This window comes from Paraburkholderia sp. RL18-101-BIB-B (assembly GCF_046026985.1).
Taxonomy (GTDB): domain Bacteria; phylum Pseudomonadota; class Gammaproteobacteria; order Burkholderiales; family Burkholderiaceae; genus Paraburkholderia.
On sequence record NZ_JARESV010000022.1, the window covers coordinates 1 to 19942 of the forward strand.

The window sequence follows — 19942 nt, forward strand, 5'->3', positions numbered from 1 at the left end:
CTTCGAGATCTGCGTTCTCCATTTTGTGAAGCTATTTCACCGTAATTTTCTGGAGTGATGCAATGAAAAGAAACCTTATGGCGGCAGCCCTTCTAGGCGTGCTTGCGAGTGCCGCACAGGCCCAAAGCAGCGTCACGCTGTACGGCCTGATCGATGCCGGCATCACCTACACGAACAGCCAACTCACAAGCCAAGGCGGCCGCAGCAACGTGCAGATGACGAGCGGCTCGGTGGAGGGCAGCCGCTGGGGCCTGCGCGGAGCGGAGGATCTAGGGGGTGGTCTGAAGGCAATCTTTACGTTGGAAAGCGGCTTTAACGTGAACAACGGGACCTTTTCACAAAGCGGTCGGGAGTTTGGGCGTCAGGCCTTTGTCGGCCTGTCGAGCGTCGACTTTGGTGCTGTCACATTAGGTCGCCAGTACGACAGCATGATCGATTATGTGGGGCCGTTGGCGCTGACTGGCACGGAGTATGGCGGAACGCACTTCGCCCACCCGTTCAACAACGATAACCTGAACAACAATTCCTTCTCGATCAACAACTCGGTCAAGTACCAGAGTGCGAACTATGCGGGTTTCCAATTCGGTGGGCTGTACGGCTTTTCCAACGCAGCAGGCGCTTTTGCAAACAACCGTGCATACAGCGTGGGCGCGTCGTACAGTTGGGGCCCCTTGAACTTCGGTGCCGGGTACCTTCACCTGAATAACGGCGCGAGCTCGCAGGCGGCGGCCAACTTCAATGCCAACGGCGCCGTGACGGATGGCCAGGCGCTCACTGCCGCGCGCCAGCAGACGTGGGGAGCGGGGGTGAACTACGCGTTTGGACCGGCAGTCGTTGGTTTCGTATACACACAGACCAACCTGACTGAGATATTCCAGACTGGCTTGAGCACCCATATCCAGAACTTCGAGGGCAATATCCGCTATAACCTGACGCCAGCGATGAACGTGTCCGGAGCGTATACATACTCACGCGCGGGCGGTAACGCCGGAAGCGGTGCTCCGCACTGGAACCAGGTTGGCCTGCAGACGGGTTACAAGCTCTCCAAACGCACGGACGTGTATCTGCAGGGTGTCTACCAGTCAGTCAGCACGAGCCAGAACACCGCACTCGGGGTGGCGTTCATCAATGGACTGAGCGCGCCTTCATCGACCACCAACCAGGTCGAAGTGACGGCGGGCCTGCGTCATCGCTTCTAGAGCAAGCGCATGCACAAGCGCGACCTGCGAATTCGCGGGGTGGGGCGACACCGCGTGTGCACTGCATTTGTGACACGCGGCGGGACACGTCAAGCACGGCCCGCCGTGAAGGCCAAAGGTTGTCAGCCGGGGGCGAACTTCCGTGAGTGAATACGTAGCAATCAGGTTGTCCTACAGCAGATGAAAAGACCGTTCATAGGACATGCGCAACGCAGCGGCCAGGCATACCCCGGACGCTTGGTCAACCCCACAATTCGAACGGACCACGCGAAAACGGAGCTTCGCTCAGTTCGCACTGGGCCGGTGGGCCTGCTGGATGATTCCGAAGCTTTCCGTGAAAACAGGCGGCTTCACGGCTTGCTGCAACAGTGCAATGAAGACGGGCGTGTTTGACTGCTTCCGATATTCTCGCGCCACACCTGACGCCCAGTGGTCACCTGCTTGCGGTGCCGGAGGACGCTGCGCCACTATTGACGGATGAAACACGACTGCCTTATTGCCGATGCGCCGCCGCTGACGGGCGGGGAGTATCTAACGGCAGATGAGCTGGCCACGCTGTGGCGCGAGATCAATGCTGCCTTGAACCAGGAACTGGCGACCACAAAAGTCTCGCTTCAGGATTTCCTCAAGTTGCGCCACCCGGCCTGGAATCTCGTCGGCCGCGTGCATTTCAACCTCGCCGTCGCTTCGCAAACCTCCGTCCCTTTCTGCTGAAGTACACTATGGCGACATTCCCCAAAGAAAGCCGCTCGCACAAGGATGCGGACCCCTCGGGCACAGAGGTGTATTCATCGCAGTCCCGGTCGGCAAAAAATCGCCCCGTGGTATGACTAGTCAGTTTCCAGGCATTGACCGATTGTTTAACGCCCGAACGGAGCGAAATCGATCCATGGATATGTTACAGGCCATCCGTGCCTTTTCTCACGTAGCATCAGTTGCCAGCTTTACCACGGCAGCACAAGAACTCAACCTCGTTACATCTCAGGTATCACGCGCTATAGCAGACCTTGAGACGCACTTGAACATACGTCTGTTGCATAGGACGACTCGGCACGTGGCATTGACGGAGGCAGGGGAGCGGTATCTTTCCCACTGCGAAGTGATTCTCAAACATTTGGAACAGGCGGAGGCTGAGGCGTTGGGAGTGAGCGCCGAGCCCTCTGGGACACTTCGGATCGGCGTCTCCGCGAGCTTTGACCGGCACCACCTACCGGGTCTGATATCAGGCTACCTGGAGCGATTTCCGCAGGTTTCGGTGAGCGTTACACTGGTGCAGCAGATACAGGAAGCGATGCTTGGCCATCACGACGTCGTACTTCTTTGCTCATCAGAACCGCCCGTACCCGGCATAAGCTCTGAGTGTCTTGGTGCGATGTCTTCGATCCTCTGTGCTTCACCTGTCTACCTGGCACGTTACGGAGTACCAAAGACACCTTATGACCTTAAGCAACATCGGTGCATTGATCTCGCTGGCGATGTGTCATCTGGGGAATGGCAATTTGAGGGGCCATTGGGTCATGAGGCATGTTCGGTCGGCCACACAGTTCTTCTGAGCGACCTATGCGACGTACTCAAAGATTCCATTCTGGCTGGTCTGGGCGTAGGCCCATTGCCCCTTCGGGTTGGAATGCAAGAACTGCGTGCTGAGTCAGTGGTGCGCGTCCTGCCTGAGTACAGGGTGAACACGCGTAATGTCCACGTGGTTTACTCATCTCCCCTGCCTCTCGATAAAAAAATAAGGACATGGGTCGAGTATCTGCAGGAAGTGTTGCCCCAACGTCTTGCTAGTGATGAGGCCGCGTTCGCGCCTCTTGCTGCGGCGTCGGCTGGCAACGGCATGTCCGCAAACGACATACAAAACTGAGGTACTGACGATACCTCGAAATAAACGCGACTTTTCGATTAGAGGGCTAGACTAGAGAGCCAATACCGGTCTCACTTTGAGTTCTTTGAGTAAGCGGTTATCGCTCACGGAGACGCGCCCTCGTGTGGGTGCAAGGAACATGACAAAACAAAAAAGCCAACCTTTGGGCTTGCACCCGTGGTTGGCTTAAGAGTGCGGCCCGACGTTTCGAGCCGTATGTCATGCGTTCTATTAGAACTTGTGACGGATACCCAGGCTGACGATTTCCTGACTGGACGAACCTGCTCCGAAGCCATACGAGCCAACCGATGCGCCTGCGTCGACGATGGCGCCCGTGCTTTGATCACGCTGATGGCCGCTTGCTTTCTGGTAAGCACCGATCAGGTACAGGTCGGTACGCTTCGACAGACTGTAGTCGCCGCCCAGCGAAACCTGGTTGTAGCTTGCCGACGCATCGCCAGAGCCGTGCGTGTAGGTGTAGCCCAGACCGAGCAGCATTGCCGGCGTGACCTGCCAGCCTGCGTAAGCGCCAGCAACCTGGTACTTCTGCTGCGACGCGAAGCCCGAGAATGCGTCCGGCTTGTACTGCGCGAAGCTGTAACGCACGTTGAACGTGAACGGACCCGTGACAAATTGGCCAGCTGCCGAAGTGATGTCGATCTGCTTGGCAGACTGGTACGCGCCGTTGATGTTCGAGCCGTCAAACGTACCGTCCGACGTCGCGCCCGAACCCCAGACGCCAGCCGGCGTTGCCGGAGTGAAACCGCGGCTTGCCAGCGTGTTGCCGTTTTCCATGCGGAAGTAACCAGCAGCAACGCTGAACGGACCGCCGCTCCACGTTGCTGCGCCTGCCCACGATTGGCCTGAACCCGTTGCGCCAGCGACGCCGCCGAGAGCGTACATGCCTTCGAACTGGAAGCCGCTCCACACCGGCGAGACGTACTTGATGGCGTTGTTCGTACGCGAGCTGTTGTCGTTGTTGTCAACGTCGCCCGGCGTCGCGAACGTGCTGCCGAAGTAGTTGTCAGCCGTCAGCGGCTGGACCATATCGACGAGCGGGTCGTATTGGCGACCCATCGTGAACGTACCGTAGGCGTCGTGCGCCAGACCGACATACGCCTGACGACCGAACAGGCGACTGCTTTGGAGGCTTTTGCCGTTATTCGGATCGAAGCCGCTTTCCAGCTGGAAGATCGCCTTCAGGCCACCGCCAAGGTCTTCCGTACCCTTCATGCCCCAGCGGCTACCCTGCAGGTTGCCGGCTGCCAGCTGCCACAGGTTGTCGTTGGCCGTGTTGGCGTTGTGAATGTACTGGATCGATTCGTCGATCAAGCCATAGAGCGTCACGCTGCTTTGTGCATGAGCTGCGCCTGCAGCGCCAAGCAATGCCAGCGAGAGGGTCGACAATGCAATTCGTTTCATCCGTTTCTCCGCGCAGAATGATTCGCTTTGTTGTTACGAACGGGAGGGTAACTCGATATCCTTGGATTAACGAAGCGAAACAAAATTGTGTATCAAAATACTGACACCTACGCGCCTCATATTTGACTCGGACTGCTTGCCGTTTATTTTTTTCATGGCAACACGTAGGGATCCTAATAGGGTTTTCCCGGGGCTTTCTTCGCCCCGTTCTGAAAAGACCGGTACTGAAGCCCGTCAGTAACCCACTAAACCGAGAAGTTTGTATGGAGTATTTGCTGAATTTATGGACGGTTGGGCGGTGGCGAGAGAAATCCGGCGCAGACTCTGCGCCAAAGCAACTTTGATCCGACCTATGCCAACGCCCCTGATCGCTCCAGCCGCTATATCCTCTGCGACCCATTCGCCCGTGATGCAGCAGTACCTTCAGGGGTGACACTTCAATCCTCAGATGCGGTTTAACAGGTTCGTCTTCCTCAACCGTCCCATGCTCAGTCTGGAGGCTCATCTTGGCGTACCCGCTTCGCCACAAGCCCCGTTTCCCACGGACTACGTCACCTTGCCAGTGTCGGCAAGTCACAGCCGCTTCGGCTCACTTCCTCTCGCAGCAGAGAGAGGGCATGCCCCGGTACCGCAACGTCAACTTCTCCGGGTACTGCATTCCAGACATGCTCAAGCAGCTTCACCCCCCATACGGGCGGGCTACGCTGGCTGGGCGTACCGTACGTGAAATCCGAAACCCACAGCTGGTTTGGCCGGTCTGCCCTGAACTGACGGTTGACACGATCCAGCGGGCGTGGGGCCGATACTTCGGGGATGGTAGTACGCACTCGCTTACCGCGAATCACGCCGCGCAAACCCTGTAGCTTCATCAGCCGCTCAACTGTGCAACGTGCCACTGCGACACCTTCCCGCTTCATCTGCTTCCAGACTTTGTCCGCGCCGTAGACCCGCATGTTGTCCTGCCAGAGGCGCTTGATCTGCGGCCGCAAAAACTCGTCGCGTTTTGCGCGGCCACATCGCGGCGACGGATCGTGAAGTTGTGCGGCATGACGCCGGTAGCCCGACGGGGCAATCCGCAAGACCTTGCAGATTGGCTCGAGCCCGAAGGCGTCGCGGTGCAGATCGATAAAGGGCAACTCGGCCATTCTGAAGGCACCAGATCGCGCCCCCTCTGGACCACGATCCAAGATATAAATGCCACACATGACGGTGACGGCGCTTTGGTTTTTGTTGTTCGCTCACCCGGACCCTAGCGTGAGGCCAAACCATAATGCGCGAACGTCCGCACCGGTATCGCCGTCATGCATCGATAGAGTCGGTGCTGGAGGAGCTCGGCTGCAACGGACTCTTCTCTGCCGAGGGCGCAGCGTGGGCGCCTCAACGAAAACTGCTTATGCATTCGTTGTCCATTCCACATATCAAAGCCTTTTATCCCAGTCTTAAGGCCACTACGGAGAGGCTTTACCCACGTTGGCAACGCGCAGCGGCGCACGGAAATGTAGTCGAGATGACTGACGATCTCAAGCGCTACACGGTGGATGTCACCAGTGCTCTTGCTTTTGGTGAAGATCCGAGAACTCTAAAAAAACACCGTGGTGTCATACAAGAGCATCTCGCGCTTATATTTCCGATGTTAACGAATCGTATCAACGCGCCTTTTCCATACTGGCGATATGTGAAACTCCCTCGGGACTGCGAACTCGACCGCTCTCTGATCGAAGCCCACGGATACGTGCGAAATATGATGAGCCGGGCACGTGAACGAATGCGCGATGACCCGTCGGAGTTGCCAAGTCATCTCCTTGAAGCGATGCTGGTTATGCGCGACGCGCCGGAGTCCGATGTAACCGACGACCAGGTCGCTGCAAATGTTCTCACGCTACTGCTTGCAGGCGAAGACACGACAGCGAATTCGGTAGCGTGGACGCTGCTAAACGTTGCTGCCGATTCGGCCTTGCAACAGAGACTCTTTGACTCGTCGCGCGGTGTGCTCGGCTCAGCTCCCGTTTGCCCGGACTTTACGTCGTTGAAGCAACTGGATCTGCCCGAAGCGGTTTGTACGGAAACTGGAAGGCTATGTCCTGTCGTCGCGATCAACTCGTTTGAGCCATTGGAAGACGTGTGTCTCGACGACATCATGCTACCGGTTGGTACGAAAATGTTTTTCTTGAATCGGGCCGCCACACTCGACGCGCGCAATTTCTCTAATCCTTTGCAGTTCGACCCTGATCGCTGGCTGCATGACGGGAGCCGCCCGCGCACCACGCACGACTCACGTGCGTACCGGCAATTCGGCGCCGGGCCACGTGTGTGTCCGGGACGTCACCTGGCCGCTGTGGAAATGCGCCTGGCGCTGTCGATGCTGATGGCCAACTTCTCGATCCGAATGGCTGTCAACCCAAGTACGATTCGAGAGATGAATGCCTTCACCATGGTCCTGAGTGCCATGCCGGTGCATCTGTCAGCACGGACCACGTGAATTTCCTCGGCTCGCGCGCGCACTCGAAACATCAATGCGTATTGGCTTGAACCAGAATTCTTTGTGAACCTCAGTGATGAAACTTGCCGGCCAAGGAAGCTCAGCTTCAGGCTGAGTTCGACCAACAGCCGACTTCCGGCAAAAACAGCAAAGCGGACGTTGCAACGCCTCGCTTTCGCCACGGCGTTCTGCCCGTCGTCGCTGCGCGAAACTCGCCCTCGGTCGCGGGCGCCCCCCTTCGCCTGGTTTCTTGACGAAGTAGATACCGACGAACCGCCTGGAAGCAAAACGCGACGGTAAACCCCGTCTGCGTATGACCCTTTCGTCAGCAGAGAACCGAGGCGGATAAGCACAAGCACGTCCAACACGATGACGTGTACTATCGCCACAGTGTGAATGTTGTCCACTGCTGGAATGTCGCCTCTCTGCCGTGCAGCGCCTTCGACATTAATACCCAATCTGGCAGCGCGGTTCGCAACAGAACGAATTGCATATGGGAGAGCCGAGCGTGATGAGACCTGCGAAGCATTGCGTGGTAATCGCGGCGGTGTGCCTCGTGGCGGTATGCCTGATGGCCGCATGCTCGGGGAACGGCTTGTTGAACAGCAAGTCCACTCGTGCGGCGTCCTTCCGGACCATACCGTGTCCCCAACCGAACATCGCAGGCTTTCCCGAACTCGACTTCCCGTCAGGTGTTCAGTGTGGCTACCTCACCGTGCTCGAGAATCGGGCCAAGCCCGACGGGCGCCGTATCCGTATCTTCGTGATGCGCGCACCCGCTGTCTCGGCGACGCCCAAGCGCGATCCAGTCGTCTACCTCTCGGGCGGCCCCGGCGGGGCCGGGTCGTTCGAGGTGGCGTTCATGGTCGAGCACGGACTCAACGCCGACCGCGAAGTCATCTTCGTTGACCAGCGTGGCACGCACCGCGCCGATTCCCTCCTGCGATGTCCCGGCTGGGAGCAGTTTTTGTTCGACGCGGTCAGCCTTCCCTTCGCGGCGGAATCTAGCACCGCCGCAGACGCCGCGGCGATCAAGGAGTGTCGCGACCAGTTGGCCGCCACCGGCGTCGACCTCGCTGCCTACAACAGCACGGAGAACGCCTCCGACATCGCCGACCTCCGGGTGGCATTGGGCATCGACAGCTGGAACGTCTACGGGGTCTCCTACGGATCGAGGCTGGCGTTGACCGTCCTGCGAGATCACCCACAGGGCATCCGAAGCGTGGTCCTCGATTCGGTGTCGCCCCCCACGGTCAACATCGTCGAGACGTGGTGGTCGGCTCCGGCCAGCTCGTTCAAGGCGATCTTCGCCGCGTGTGCGGCCCAGGCCACCTGCGCCAAGGCTTTCCCGAACCTGGAATCGGACTTCACGGCCACGGTGAACCGCCTCGACCAGACACCGGCGGTCACCCAGGTGAAGGACGAGTCCGGCGCATTGGTGAGGGTCAACGTCGACGGGTTCTCTTTCGCCTATACGATCATCATGGCGAGCGAGCGCGGCGATGCCTCCGGTATCCCCAAGATGATGGCCGACATGGCGCGAGGCGACCCCCGCGCGGTCGCGGCCACATATCTCGCCTTACGAGGCCCGCATGATTTCGTGGGACTGGGCGGCGTCGGTCTGGCCCTCGACGTGTTCTGCGCGGAGAGCGCCAATCTCACCACCGAGGCTGCCACGTTGGCGAAGGCGAAGGCGGCGCTCCCCGGGTTCCCGGACCGAGTGCTAAAGGTGCAGCCCAAACAGGGACGACTCTTCACCGAGTGCCCGATCTGGAACGTCGGAAAGGCGGACCCGGCGGTGAGCGCCCGAATCGTGAGCGACGTGCCAGTGCTGATCCTCGAAGGCACCTTCGATGCCGCGACAGCGCCCGAGTGGGTCGACGTGATCACCCCGGACCTCAAGAACGGCCAAGTCGTGCCATTCCCCTTCACGGGCCACTCGGTCCTCGGCAAGTCCACGTGCGCGCCCTCGATCATGGCCGCCTTCCTCGACAACCCGACGAAGCCGGTCGACCCGACCTGCGCCAGACAAATCACGCTGAATTTCACGACAGGTTGATGTCCTACGATGAACAAAAACGCCCAAGGCCGGTGGTGTTCCCGAGTTCCATTCCTTGACCCCATGCATTTCGAAGACGCGAATGCAAACGCCGTTAGGGAACGCTAGATAAAGTTAGATTCGCGATAGTTATCCTATGACTACTTGATCAATGGTGGGGGCAAAGTGATTCGAACACTCGATCCCCTGCACCCCAGGCCGAGGCGCTGAGAGTTATCGTGCTCATCTGAATCGCCTCGCAGCGGAGAGGCACCGAGCCGGGTTATACCCCTTTCTTTCCGCGTGCCCCGAATAGAATGCGGCTCGATCTGCAATGACCGCTTACTAGTAATTTCGGCGACGACAATCACCGATTGCTTCTTTATTTGGGCGGTGATGTCAAGGGTCGATCTCCCCATTGCCATGGTCCTCGTCGCGTTGCCGGTGCTACCAGGCCTCCTCTATTCGACGCATACGGGCGGGGACCGACCGGCTGCTTTCCCGACACCAGGACCCGTCGAGATGTCCCGAAAAGAAGAGGGCCAACTAACAGCAGAAATCTTTGCCTAGATACGCAGCCACCGGTCGCACTCGCTCAAGGCCCGGCATTAACTTCTCACCTTTCCTTTCATGGCTAGAGGATCTTCCGGCTCGCCGCGTTAGTGCGGCTTAGGTCATTCAGCGTCAGTTCACACCACTGCTCGGAAACCGTAGTTTAGCCAGCGGCTGCTCTCGCCCGGGATATTAGGCTGCGCTGGATGCTTTGCCAACGAAATGACTGGCGGCCCGACCTGACTAGTGCGGCCCCCTCATCGATTCCAGTTATCAGGCGACAGAATCGCATCGATTTGCGATTCCGCATCGGCCTGAGCCTTCGAAACAGCTTCCGGACCGTAAGCGATGCCTTCAGCGTAGACGAATTGCACATCCGTCATACCGAGGAACGCGAGCATGGTTCTAAGAAATGGCACCTGGCTGTCTGATGGACCGTCCTTGTGAATCCCACCGCGTGCGAGGGCCACGATGACTTTCTTGTTTTTGAGCAGACCTTCCGGACCGCTTTCCGTATACCGGAATGTAACCCGTGCGCGGGCAATCGCGTCGAGCCAGCTTTTGAGTTAAACGGTCACGCCGAAGTTATACATTGGTGCGCCGATCACTAACACGTCAGCGCTTTGTACTTCTGCAATCAATGCATCGTCGATGGCTACGCGAGCAGCTTGTTCGGCATTACGTTCCTCCGGCGCGGTGAACAACGCGGTAAGGGCAAACTCATCGATATGTTGGAGCGGTGCGCTGGCAAGGTCGCGGCGGATGACTGTCGCGCTGTGTGATCGCCATTTGCAGCCGAGATACAACAATGTCAGCGAGGCGGGTTGATTCCGATCCAGTGCTACGGGCGCTGGAATTGATTTGCAGAATGTTCAATTTAATTAACCTCAAGCAAGCTTCCCTGTTACGAGAGAGCTTTTTCAGTTCTGAATCGATGCGTTGGCCCCGTGCAAGTTCATCATGTGCGACAGGTTGCACGGCACGCCCCCTGTACCCTTTTGCAGCATCGGCATCGCTCTGCCGGCTGCGGCTGCTTCCGCACCTGCCGCTGGGGCGGGTAAACAAAGAGCCCGCGACAGCCGAGGCTGGGCGGGCGAAGCTCGCGACAGGTGACGCACGAGCGAGGAGACACGGTGGTTGCTTGGCCCGGAATCGAGCCGCGCGCTACCATGGAATCAAGATAGACGGACGGCCCAAAAGAAACCATTCTACGAACGGTCGCTGCAGTGTTCCGTATGTATCGTGCGCTTATACGTTTGGATTGGCAGGCTTCAGTCCTAAAGCCTTGCAGCCAGCGCAACTGGCCCAATCAAAACTGTGCCGCATCGGATGGACTCGTTGAGTGCGGAACCCTTGGATGATTTCCACCGCACGCGCCAAGGGATCACGACCGCGATGCGACGTGCAGGTAGTGCGCGCCGCTAAGCCTGCAGGGGTTGGCATTCACCTTGACTTTCTCAACCGGGTTGAGGCTGCTGGCACTCCGTTTGGAACCAGTAGTCGACCAGGCGCTGTGCCGCTTGTAGGTCATCCGGGTAGTATGGATCGTCATACCACGGTGACGGGTTGTAGCCCGCTTTCCTCAAGGCAGCCAGTTCGCTATGGTGTTGCGCCATCGTAGGAGGCGCGTTGGTCCTGAGCGCGGCTAGGTCGCGGCACTCTGTTGGACTGAGGTGCGGCCCGGCATACGGCCTGCCGCCGACGGCACAACCGGCGAGCAAAAGCACCAGAGCTGAAAGTATTGACCGTATTCCAGGCGCCCTTCTCATAGTACGTGTCCTTCCCTACGATGGTGGCAGCCCGCCCAGTGGCATGCCGCCGCGCCCGGCGTCTCGTGGTCGAGTCGTTTCGTCCTTCGAGTGACGATGCCGTCTTGCTGCCGGCTAATACCTACTTGTTGCCGCTGTCAAGCTCGCCGCGCTTGTGCGAGTGCGTCGCGCCGTGAACCAACTAGCGCACACCCTTGCCGCTGCGCGTTGAGGGAAAATGCTCGCCTTCGACACACGTCACTTCTGAGCCGGAGCCACCGTCGCCTTCATTCACCCTTATAGATCCCAGACGTCTGAACCTTCTCGCTGGGTTTGTGCTGTTCGGCCATGTCAGGCTCCTTTTGACTTGCCTTGCGACACGCAAGCATTGTTCCCGCCTCGCTATTAGCAGCCAGGTCAGGAAAGCGCGCGGCGAATGCTCACGCGAGGCGCGCACCCGAGCCGTCGTCGCTCCCTGAAAGTCTCTTCGACTCGCTACCTTGTCGTCCAGCTTCGTGCTCCAGTCGTTTGCGATCAGTCTCGGGCGCGGCGGTGCCGCGCCGCCGGCGCTCGAAGACGACCACCTACTGCGGTTACCCAAAGGCCGACGGGAGCCGCGCGGTCAGCGCGGCAGAAAAGGGCTTGCGGAAGTGTCTGCGCTGCAATTCATTCGAGCGGTCCGAATGGACTCGCGAACGGATTTGTTCGGGGTGCGGCGACAAACCCCGCGTCGTTGGCGTTTTCCGGCACAACCGCAATCTCAGAGATCCACACGAACGGCGGTCCTTGCTTCAGATTCCTTGAATTACTAAGCAAAGTCCGTCGCCCGGTCTGCGGGTCAACCCGGAAGAGCAGGGTTGGGTCGGTGACCCTATTCGCCGGGTTACCCGCGCCAACGATTATTCCTCCCGCCCTCGGCTGCTCCAGGGCGATGCCGGAAAGGCGCCACCCAAGCGGTCCTTGCGCAGCATTGTCGAAATCGCTGAGGACAGCACGGTTCCCGGTATTGGGATCAATTCGCAGAAGCAGATTTCTGGGGACGGGCGCAATTGACGACCCATGCGAATTGACCAGGATCTGCCCGGAGGTCTCGACGGCAATGCCGGTTGAAGGTACCAGGTCGGTGGCACCCTGTGCCGGGCTGTTGAAATCGCTGAGCAGCGATCGTTGACCCGTAACCGGATCGACCCGGTACATGTCTCCTACGTCCCGGCTGGGGCCGACGGGGACGAACCACGTGACGCTTGCGACCACCGCCCCGGTTTTCTCCAGCGCGAGGTCGGTAAAGTACGCGACGCAACAATTGAACACGTCGCCCTGAGCCGGGTTCGCGAGATCGCTGACCACAACGCGGGTGCCAGTCAGTGTATCTATGCGAACAATTGACCTCGGAGCGCCACCGAATTGCGGTTGCGCCCAATTTGTCATGAGACGTCCGGACGCATCCACTGTCGAGCCAAAGACGTCTCCACGAAATGGCCCGGTGGTGAAGTCGCTCACGAGGGTCCGATTACCGGTGCGCGGATCGACCGCGTAAATGCCGGTAGTAGCAGCGGCGACGAAAATCTGCCGGCGTCCTATGGCGACACCCGCGAGAAACGATCTGTCCACAGGCCCTTGTGTCGGATCCAGAAAGTCACTGATGATAGTGCGGGCGCCGGTATTGGGATTCACAAGAAACAGCTTGCTCGCACGAGCGTCGACAACCAGGATATCGCCTCCATGGACAGTAGCAGCCTGCGCGAGGTTGCCTGCCAGCAGAAGGGCGCAGAGCACGCCGAGCCAAGCGCGAAGGAAGCGCCGACAAGAGACGCGACATGGTGCTTTCCAACTTGAACCGGCGATGCTGTGGCCTAGCACCGTGATCCACTTTGTCGCGTTTGCCATCACTATTCTCCTTTTGAACCGTGGCGCGTGGAAGCCCAGGAGGTCGAACACCGTAAGGCGTACTTCTAGCGTATGAAACTGGCGGTCAATTGCAAGGTTGTGAGCTGCTACAGCAATGTCGGTGCCGGAAGACGTGTTCGGGCGGCCCGCAGCGGAGACGCGCGTGCCCCTCCGTCGCACACAGCGAGCAGATCAAAGGGCAACTCCAGCCAAACCGAATTTTCTCGTGATGGTTTGCGCCCCAATTCAGCGCGTGGTAGACGGCCGCGAAGATCCGTTTGATCATACGCGCCCAGAACACAGCAATGGCTTGCAACCGAGCCGGGCATCACGGAGAAAAAGTTGCATGACCGTGTCGTCGTCATGACATGGCGATTTATGTCCGGAGGCTCGCTCGCCGCAGGTCGCTCGAGGGTCCATTGTCCGGCTCGCAGACGACCGTGAATTTGCTGAGCAGCGACGGGCCAAATGTATTGCTGATCGCGACATCGGCAGCATCGCGGCCGCGCGCCATCAGAATCCGTCCCGTGCGCGGCGCGTTGTTACGCGGATCGAAAGTCTCCCAGCCGTTGCCTAAATACGCCTCGAACCATGCGCAGAAATCCATCGGTGCGTAGGGAGGTGGAAGTCCCACATCGCTGATATAACCCGTGCAGTAGCGCGCCGGAATGTTCATCGCGCGGCACATCGCGACGGCAAGGTGCGCGTAGTCGCGGCAGACGCCCGCACCGTCCTGCCACGTCTGCCACGCCGTTTTCGTCGGGCGGGCGCAGTTGTAGTCGAAGCGGACATGGTTGTGCACGAAGTCGCAAATCGCCTGCACGCGACTACGTCCGAGCGGCGTCTGGCCGAAGAGTTGCCACGCACTCTCGGAGAGCAGATCGGTTTCACAGTAGCGGCTGCCGAGCAGGAACATCATGCATTCGTCGGGGAGTTCTTCTATCGCATGTTGATAGTCGCTGGAGCCGGATAGTTCGTGATTCGGCGGCACCTCGAATAGGCCGCGTGCCGACAGCGTCAGGACGCCTGGCGGCGCAGTCAGACGCGTGCAAAGGTTGCCGAACGTGTCCTGATACTGCCGCAGCGGAACCGACGGTACGGTGTTTATGTGATCCGGAACGAGCATGTCCTGTGCGCGGGAATAGTGCGTGTTAAGCATCAGAAGCATCGGCGTCGGTTGCGGACACTCGTACACCAATTCGTAACCCACGCGAAGTCTCATTCCATCACCCTTATCGGCGGCACTGCGGGCGCCTGACTGACGCCTTGACGAAAGTGAGAGCAACGGCCGTTCCCGAGGCGGCGTTCTCCACGCCGATGCCGGATGCCCCGCGACATTCCGAAGACTCCGAACATGCCCGCTAGCGATACCGGTTCCAACTCGCCTCATCTCGATGACGGCGAGCAGCAACAGGCAGCGCAGCACGCCTCTCCCCGTGCGCTAGTGATTCGTTGAATGCGATGACCGCAAGCAGGTCGCACTACTCCCCGAATGCGTCGATGACTACATCGGACAGGACAACCCGGTCAGAGTCATAGACGCCTTCGTCGACGAGTTGGACGTTGCAGACCTTGGTTTCAACGGTACCATGCCGGCGATCACGGGCCGCCCGTCCTATCACCCTGGCGTGATGCTCCAGATCGGCAATGGGTCGGTCACGGTCTTTCGCGTCAGGCAGGTGCCGGCCATACACGGTCTGTCGCGATCCGTTCGCGAATGTCCGCTGACGAGGGGATAAACTGCCCTTTGACGCGATAGGCGTGACCGGCGACTCGGCCGAAGCGAGCAGTTGCCCATCGCACCCGGGCCTTGCGACAGACGCGGATGCACGTTAAGCGGGATGGATCATGACATACATACAACGTTGGCGAGAGCGCGCCGCACGGCTGCGCAACGGCGGCATGGTCATTCTGCTGGTGCTGCTCATCATCACGGTGTTCGTTCTGCCGGTCGTTGTTACGTCGAACAGTGTGATCGACAGAATCGCACAAGACGTGCTTCTGTCGTCGATTCTCGTGTGCGGAGTGGCGGCGGCCCCAGGCCGCTCGAAAGGACTCGCGTGGATCGCGTTGGTCATGTTCGTCGCGATCGTCGTGCGCTGGATAGGATGGTTATCGCCAAATGGTTCCGGGCTGCCGATCCGTGACGCAGTTGGAATCCTTTCACTTACGCTGCTTGGCGCGCTCATGGGGACGCAGGTGTTCGGAGCCGGTACGGTGACACGCGACCGGATCGGGGGAGCAGTCGCGCTTTACATGTTGGTCGGGCTCGTTTGGGCTGACGCGTATCAGCTCATCAGCATCGTAGTTCCCGGTTCTTTTGTAGGCATTTCGGCGCATGACGGTTCCGTAGCTCGCTCGACGTTGGTGTACTTTAGTTTTGTCACGTTGACAACCGTAGGGTATGGCGATATCACGCCCGTCGCGCACGTGGCGAGGTCGCTTTCGAATCTCGAAGCATTGATCGGTCAACTCTATCCCGCTATCGTGCTGGCACGACTGGTGTCCTTGCAAGTCGCAGGGAGCGGGTCCGGTTCGAACAAATCCTGATGCCACTGTGCCGACCCTGAGGGTCAGGTTTCGCCGATTGTGCAAAGGTTCTCTTAGGACGGAACCGCTTCCCTTCAATTTTAGTGTTGCCCCTGCGGACGACGGTCAACACGGATTCATGCTCTTCTGGAAGGACTTCGGCCGCAAGCGCCAAGGCAGCGACATCGCGCCGCCAGTGAGGCGAGACGTCACTTCAATGCCAAGGCTGGCGCGGACCTTCTTTCCAGCATCTTCCTTGAACACCAGGCCGCCGCGTCATATCGTATGGAAGGCGCTACTCGGCTCGGAAAAAGTCGTGCTGGCCGGCTGGAGCGGTGGCGGATTGCTACTGGTGATTGAAAACAGCGCCGACGACGCCGTGCCGCAGCCGCATTCGAAGATGCTGCATGATGCCGCGCTATCAACCGACAACACCTTCCACGTTGTCAAGGGAGCGACCCACTACTACGCCGGGCAACGCGCGTTGCTGGCCGAGGCGACCTCCCTGATTTTCGACTGGCTGTCGGCGCGCCGTATCGGCGTGCATTGATTTTCCCTGGAGATTGCAAGTGAACCTGTTCCACCTGCTCGACGGTTCCGCGCAGCGCTTTGCCGACCGCGAGGCGGTTTTCCACGGCACGGAACTCTTTGCCACCTATGCGGAACTGCACCGGCGCGCACTCGCGCTGGCGAATGCACTGGGCAGCATGTACGAACCCGGCAGCCGCATCGCCATCGTCAGCGAAAACCGGCCGGAATATGTCGAGCTGATGTTCGGCGTTTGGGGGGCCGGCATGGCGGCCGTGCCATTGAACGCCAATCTGCATGCGAAGGAAGTGGCGCAGATCGCCGAGGATGCGCAAGCCGCCGTGGTGTTCGCCTCGCCGAAACATGCGCTGCCGCTGGCAGGGCAGTTGCGCGCACAGCGTCCGGTAGTGGCCATCGGCGAGACGGCTTACCAGCAATGCCTGGATGCCGCCCCTGCCATGCCGGTCGAGGTGCGGCCGGAGCAGCTCGCATGGCTGTTCTACACCAGCGGCACGACCGGTCGACCGAAGGGAGCCATGCTGTCGCACCGTAACCTGCTGGCGATGGCGGTGGCGCACCTGGCCGACATCGAGCAGATCGACGAGCACGCATCGCAAATTCATGCCGCGCCGATGTCGCACGGCTCGGGCATGTACATACCGGCCTACATCGCGCGTGGCGCGCGGCACGTGATTCCCGCTTCGGGTGCGTTCGAGCCGGACGAATTCCTCGCGCTGTGCAACGTGCATGCATCATGCGGCGCTTTTCTCCCGCCTACGATGGTGCAACGCCTGCGGCAGGAGGTCGAGCGCAGCGGGCTGCGTCCCCGCCACCTGCGCTGCATCGTCTATGGCGGCGGACCGATGTACGTCGATGAGCTGACAAAATCCATCAACACCTTCGGCCACGTACTTGCACAAATCTACGGCCAGGGCGAAGCGCCGATGACGATCACCGGCATGCGCTGTAGCGACCACGTGGACGCCGGCGAGAACGTGCTCGGTTCGGTTGGTTGGCCGCGCACCGGCGTCGAGGTCAGGGTCGTCGATAGCCAGGACAGGGATCTGCCCGCCGGCGAAATTGGCGAGATCGTCTGCCGCGGCGACGTAGTGATGGCGGGCTACTGGAACAATCCGGCGGCGACGGCGGACACCTTGCGCGGAGGATGGCTGCATACCGGCGACATGGGCTCCTTCGACGAGCGCGGCTGCCTGACGCTGCGTGACCGCTCGAAGGATGTGGTGATCAGCGGTGGCAGCAATATCTATCCGCGCGAAGTCGAGGAAGTGCTGCTGCGTCATCCCGGCGTGGCCGAAGTATGTGTGGTCGGCGCGCCGGACCCGGAGTGGGGCGAGATCGTCGTCGCCTTCATCGCGCTCAGCGGCGGCGCGTCGGTGACGCAGGAGGAACTGGACGCGCATTGCCTGGCCAACATCGCGCGCTTCAAGCGACCCAAGCGCTTCCTCTTCATCGACGAGTTGCCCAAGAACAGCACGGGCAAGGTGCTGAAGCGCGAATTGCGCAAGCAGATCTGAATACCGGAAGAGTCTACATGGCAACAGCAATCGCCGGCTGGGCGCATACGCCCTTCACAAAGTACGACAACGAGAGCGTGGAGAGCCTGATCGCTTCATCGCAGGGGACCGGGCTCGGCCAACAAGGGACGTTCGCGTCAATGCAACGAGCGTCCGCTTAGGGTCGATGGTCCGCCAAGGCGGGATTTTCGGCTACGATTTTCACCAGGAAGTCCATGACTGCCCGTATTTGCGGCGAACGGCGCAAGTCTCGATGAACAGCCATCCAGATATCTCGCGAAAACGCTTCGCCACCGTACGTGAGGCGCTGCAGCTTCGCATCGGTATCCGCCAGGAAATCTGGGAGACCCGCCACGCCCGCGCCTGCCCGCGCCGCTACCAGATGGCCATTGATATCGCTGATTTCGCAGGCAATAGGCCTTTTCCCTGCAACGCTCGTCAACCACTTCTGCTGTGGCACGCCGACGAAGCCAGCGTCATAGGCGATGAACTCCCAGGCGGACGGATCGTGCAGATGAGGATAGTCCTTGCTCGCGTACAGACCAAACGACACGCGCCCCAGCTTCCGCGCGACGCTCGTGAGTTCCTCCGGCCGAGTCAGTCTCAGGACAACATCTGCCTCCCTTCGGCTTAGGGAGACCTGACGTGCTTCGCACGAAACGGACAGTTGTACGCCTGGATTTGCACGACGAAAGTCTGCTAGATGCTTAACCAGAAAATTCGCCACGAGGACGGGCGGTGCGCTGAGCGTGACCTTGCCGCTCAGCGGCGAACGGCTGGCGTCCAGGAGTCGTTCGACAGCGTACGCGCCTTCTTCCATTTCCTGCGCCAATTCGAACACGCGCTGGCCGATCGGCGTGAGCCTGCAAGTCCTGGGCTGGCGCTCGATCAAGCAGGTCTTGATTTCGCTCTCCAGTGCGCTCAAACGCCGACTCACCGTCGCGTGATCAACCTTGAGGCTTCGGGCGGCGCCCGACAGCGTCCCGATGCGAGCAATAGCCAAGAAATATCGAATGTTTTCCCAATCGAACATCGGTGCATTAACGCAAGGTAGGGTTGCAGATACGGGGAATATTCGCACAAATCCGAAATCCCTATCATCGGACTATGCAAGCCGGTAGGGTTTATTTCTGATGAGCATTTCCATGCGCCGCGACCGACGTGGCACGTTCACCGACGCATTGATCCTTGGGCCAGTGCTTTCGGTTGTCCTTCTCGCTGCTGTCGCGAAGGCGGCGCTTTTGACTGGCGCGTTCTACGTTCTTTTTCCCGAACTGGCCGCGTTGAGCTATGACGTATTCACGCGCCCCGCGGGAGAGTGGGCACGCTCGCCGGTCATGCTGGCGATCACGCCCTCTGTGACCGCGGCACTGGGCACCGCGCTCACGCAAGCGATGGTGTACAGCCTATGGTCGGTGGCGATGACCATTGCCGGCGCGATACTGATCATCGGTTTGATGCGTTCGCCCATCATGCCAGCCATTTCCGCAGCCTTTCTGCCCCTCGTGTTCGGTATCACGAGCTGGTGGTATCCAATCTCCATCGCTGCCGTGATGGCGATTCTGGCCCTCGTCTCCACGATCTATGGCCGTATATTGGCTTCGGGCGATGTTGGTCAGGCGCCCGCGCTCGATACCGTGGCCCAAGCCGATGAAATTGAGCGTGCGCCCCGGCTCAGGATGTGGCTACCCATTTTCATTTTCTTCGGGTTTGTTCTCGTGGCGTACGGATTAGCCCGCGTCACCGGTCTACGGCTGATCCTGTTTCCCCCACTTGTTATGACCGCATTCGAGATCTTCACCAACGCTAACATCCGTCCATGGGCGAAGCGGCCCCTCACTTTGCCCCTTGTCTGCACGATCACCGCCGCTGCGGGGCTCGCCGCGCTTTTGTGGTTCGGCGCCGGCCCGTTGTCCGTCGTCGTTTCGTTGCTGGTCGGAATCGTGACGTTACGTGCACTGCGACTCCACTTTCCACCCGCCCTGACGGTGGGTCTTTTGCCACAGATCATGCTGCACCCTGATTGGCGTTTCGTGCTCGCTGTCACACTGGGTAGTGCGGCGCTTGTCGGCGCATTTCTGCTCGCTCGTCCCCTATTGCTTGATCAAAGCGCACGCTCACAGCGGATGACTGATCAGGTTCACTAAGCTTCACGCGCCAT

14 protein-coding genes and 3 pseudogenes are annotated in these 19942 nt (G+C 59.6%); 10 read left to right on the forward strand and 7 right to left on the reverse strand.

Going from position 1 to position 19942, the window contains the following annotated elements; genetic code table 11:
- Window positions 1-62 precede the first annotated feature (62 nt).
- The 3 genes from P0D73_RS26880 to P0D73_RS26890 all read left to right on the forward strand — a co-directional run bounded on the left by P0D73_RS26880 (window position 63) and on the right by P0D73_RS26890 (window position 3063).
- Entirely contained in the window at window positions 63-1199 is a 1137-nt protein-coding gene (locus P0D73_RS26880) for a porin (protein WP_408178695.1), read from the forward strand.
- Window positions 1200-1676: 477 nt separating this feature from the next.
- A complete protein-coding gene (locus P0D73_RS26885) occupies window positions 1677-1913 on the forward strand; it encodes a hypothetical protein (protein WP_408316132.1) in 237 nt (78 codons plus the stop codon).
- A 181-nt stretch (window positions 1914-2094) separates the two neighbouring features.
- The gene (locus tag P0D73_RS26890; protein ID WP_408433510.1) at window positions 2095-3063 is read left to right on the forward strand and encodes a LysR family transcriptional regulator; all 969 of its coding nucleotides are present in this window, start codon (window positions 2095-2097) and stop codon (window positions 3061-3063) included.
- 231 nt (window positions 3064-3294) lie between these two features.
- Here P0D73_RS26890 and P0D73_RS26895 read toward each other — a convergent pair whose 3' ends face one another.
- Together P0D73_RS26895 and P0D73_RS26900 are read right to left on the reverse strand one after the other, a co-directional pair.
- Window positions 3295-4485: a porin gene (locus P0D73_RS26895; protein WP_408178692.1), complete on the reverse strand. Its 1191-nt coding sequence runs from the start codon at window positions 4483-4485 to the stop codon at window positions 3295-3297.
- A 719-nt stretch (window positions 4486-5204) separates the two neighbouring features.
- Window positions 5205-5642, reverse strand: a pseudogene (locus tag P0D73_RS26900) (IS3 family transposase); the annotation flags it as partial.
- Window positions 5643-5755: 113 nt separating this feature from the next.
- On the opposite strand from P0D73_RS26900, the gene P0D73_RS26905 reads away from it, so the two are divergent.
- Together P0D73_RS26905 and P0D73_RS26910 are read left to right on the forward strand one after the other, a co-directional pair.
- A complete protein-coding gene (locus P0D73_RS26905) occupies window positions 5756-6964 on the forward strand; it encodes a cytochrome P450 (RefSeq protein WP_408433478.1) in 1209 nt (402 codons plus the stop codon).
- A 598-nt stretch (window positions 6965-7562) separates the two neighbouring features.
- Window positions 7563-9023, forward strand: a complete 1461-nt coding sequence (locus tag P0D73_RS26910) for an alpha/beta hydrolase (protein ID WP_408316138.1) — start codon at window positions 7563-7565, stop codon at window positions 9021-9023.
- Window positions 9024-9811: 788 nt separating this feature from the next.
- Here P0D73_RS26910 and P0D73_RS26915 read toward each other — a convergent pair.
- From P0D73_RS26915 to P0D73_RS26930, 4 genes and pseudogenes are all read right to left on the reverse strand, one after another.
- A pseudogene (locus P0D73_RS26915) lies at window positions 9812-10430 on the reverse strand (FMN-dependent NADH-azoreductase).
- Window positions 10431-11011: 581 nt separating this feature from the next.
- Window positions 11012-11323 (reverse strand): DUF4148 domain-containing protein, encoded by a 312-nt coding sequence (locus P0D73_RS26920; protein ID WP_408316140.1) that lies wholly within the window; start codon window positions 11321-11323, stop codon window positions 11012-11014.
- Window positions 11324-11968: 645 nt separating this feature from the next.
- The gene (locus P0D73_RS26925; RefSeq protein ID WP_408316142.1) at window positions 11969-13189 is read right to left on the reverse strand and encodes an NHL repeat-containing protein; all 1221 of its coding nucleotides are present in this window, start codon (window positions 13187-13189) and stop codon (window positions 11969-11971) included.
- A 376-nt stretch (window positions 13190-13565) separates the two neighbouring features.
- Entirely contained in the window at window positions 13566-14411 is an 846-nt protein-coding gene (locus tag P0D73_RS26930; protein ID WP_408291223.1) for a transglutaminase-like domain-containing protein, read from the reverse strand.
- Window positions 14412-14652: 241 nt separating this feature from the next.
- On the opposite strand from P0D73_RS26930, the pseudogene P0D73_RS26935 reads away from it, so the two are divergent.
- The 4 genes and pseudogenes from P0D73_RS26935 to P0D73_RS26950 all read left to right on the forward strand — a co-directional run.
- A pseudogene (locus P0D73_RS26935) lies at window positions 14653-14832 on the forward strand (transposase); the annotation flags it as partial.
- Between the two features lie 205 nt (window positions 14833-15037).
- On the forward strand, window positions 15038-15739 hold the full coding sequence (locus P0D73_RS26940; RefSeq protein WP_408291221.1) for a potassium channel family protein: 702 nt from the start codon (window positions 15038-15040) through the stop codon (window positions 15737-15739).
- A gap of 235 nt (window positions 15740-15974) precedes the next feature.
- Window positions 15975-16268: an alpha/beta hydrolase gene (locus P0D73_RS26945; RefSeq protein ID WP_408316144.1), complete on the forward strand. Its 294-nt coding sequence runs from the start codon at window positions 15975-15977 to the stop codon at window positions 16266-16268.
- A 19-nt stretch (window positions 16269-16287) separates the two neighbouring features.
- A complete protein-coding gene (locus tag P0D73_RS26950) occupies window positions 16288-17781 on the forward strand; it encodes an acyl-CoA synthetase (protein WP_408316146.1) in 1494 nt (497 codons plus the stop codon).
- A 157-nt stretch (window positions 17782-17938) separates the two neighbouring features.
- Here the strand turns inward: P0D73_RS26950 and P0D73_RS26955 are convergent, their stop codons facing one another.
- Window positions 17939-18814 (reverse strand): LysR family transcriptional regulator, encoded by an 876-nt coding sequence (locus P0D73_RS26955; RefSeq protein ID WP_408178681.1) that lies wholly within the window; start codon window positions 18812-18814, stop codon window positions 17939-17941.
- A 100-nt stretch (window positions 18815-18914) separates the two neighbouring features.
- Between P0D73_RS26955 and P0D73_RS26960 the strand changes: the two genes are divergently transcribed.
- Window positions 18915-19928 carry an HPP family protein gene (locus P0D73_RS26960; RefSeq protein ID WP_408316147.1) on the forward strand — a complete coding sequence of 338 codons (1014 nt, stop codon included), beginning with the start codon at window positions 18915-18917 and terminating at the stop codon, window positions 19926-19928.
- The last annotated feature ends 14 nt before the right edge of the window (window positions 19929-19942 follow it).

Coding starts and splice junctions, on each gene's coding strand:
- P0D73_RS26880 (WP_408178695.1), top strand. CDS start 63: ATGAAAAGAAACCTTATGGCGGCAGCCCTTCTAGGCGTGCTTGCGAGT.
- P0D73_RS26905 (WP_408433478.1), top strand. CDS start 5,756: ATGCGCGAACGTCCGCACCGGTATCGCCGTCATGCATCGATAGAGTCG.
- P0D73_RS26885 (WP_408316132.1), top strand. CDS start 1,677: ATGAAACACGACTGCCTTATTGCCGATGCGCCGCCGCTGACGGGCGGG.
- P0D73_RS26890 (WP_408433510.1), top strand. CDS start 2,095: ATGTTACAGGCCATCCGTGCCTTTTCTCACGTAGCATCAGTTGCCAGC.
- P0D73_RS26920 (WP_408316140.1), bottom strand. CDS start 11,323: ATGAGAAGGGCGCCTGGAATACGGTCAATACTTTCAGCTCTGGTGCTT.
- P0D73_RS26940 (WP_408291221.1), top strand. CDS start 15,038: ATGACATACATACAACGTTGGCGAGAGCGCGCCGCACGGCTGCGCAAC.
- P0D73_RS26925 (WP_408316142.1), bottom strand. CDS start 13,189: ATGGCAAACGCGACAAAGTGGATCACGGTGCTAGGCCACAGCATCGCC.
- P0D73_RS26960 (WP_408316147.1), top strand. CDS start 18,915: ATGAGCATTTCCATGCGCCGCGACCGACGTGGCACGTTCACCGACGCA.
- P0D73_RS26895 (WP_408178692.1), bottom strand. CDS start 4,485: ATGAAACGAATTGCATTGTCGACCCTCTCGCTGGCATTGCTTGGCGCT.
- P0D73_RS26930 (WP_408291223.1), bottom strand. CDS start 14,411: ATGAGACTTCGCGTGGGTTACGAATTGGTGTACGAGTGTCCGCAACCG.
- P0D73_RS26955 (WP_408178681.1), bottom strand. CDS start 18,814: ATGTTCGATTGGGAAAACATTCGATATTTCTTGGCTATTGCTCGCATC.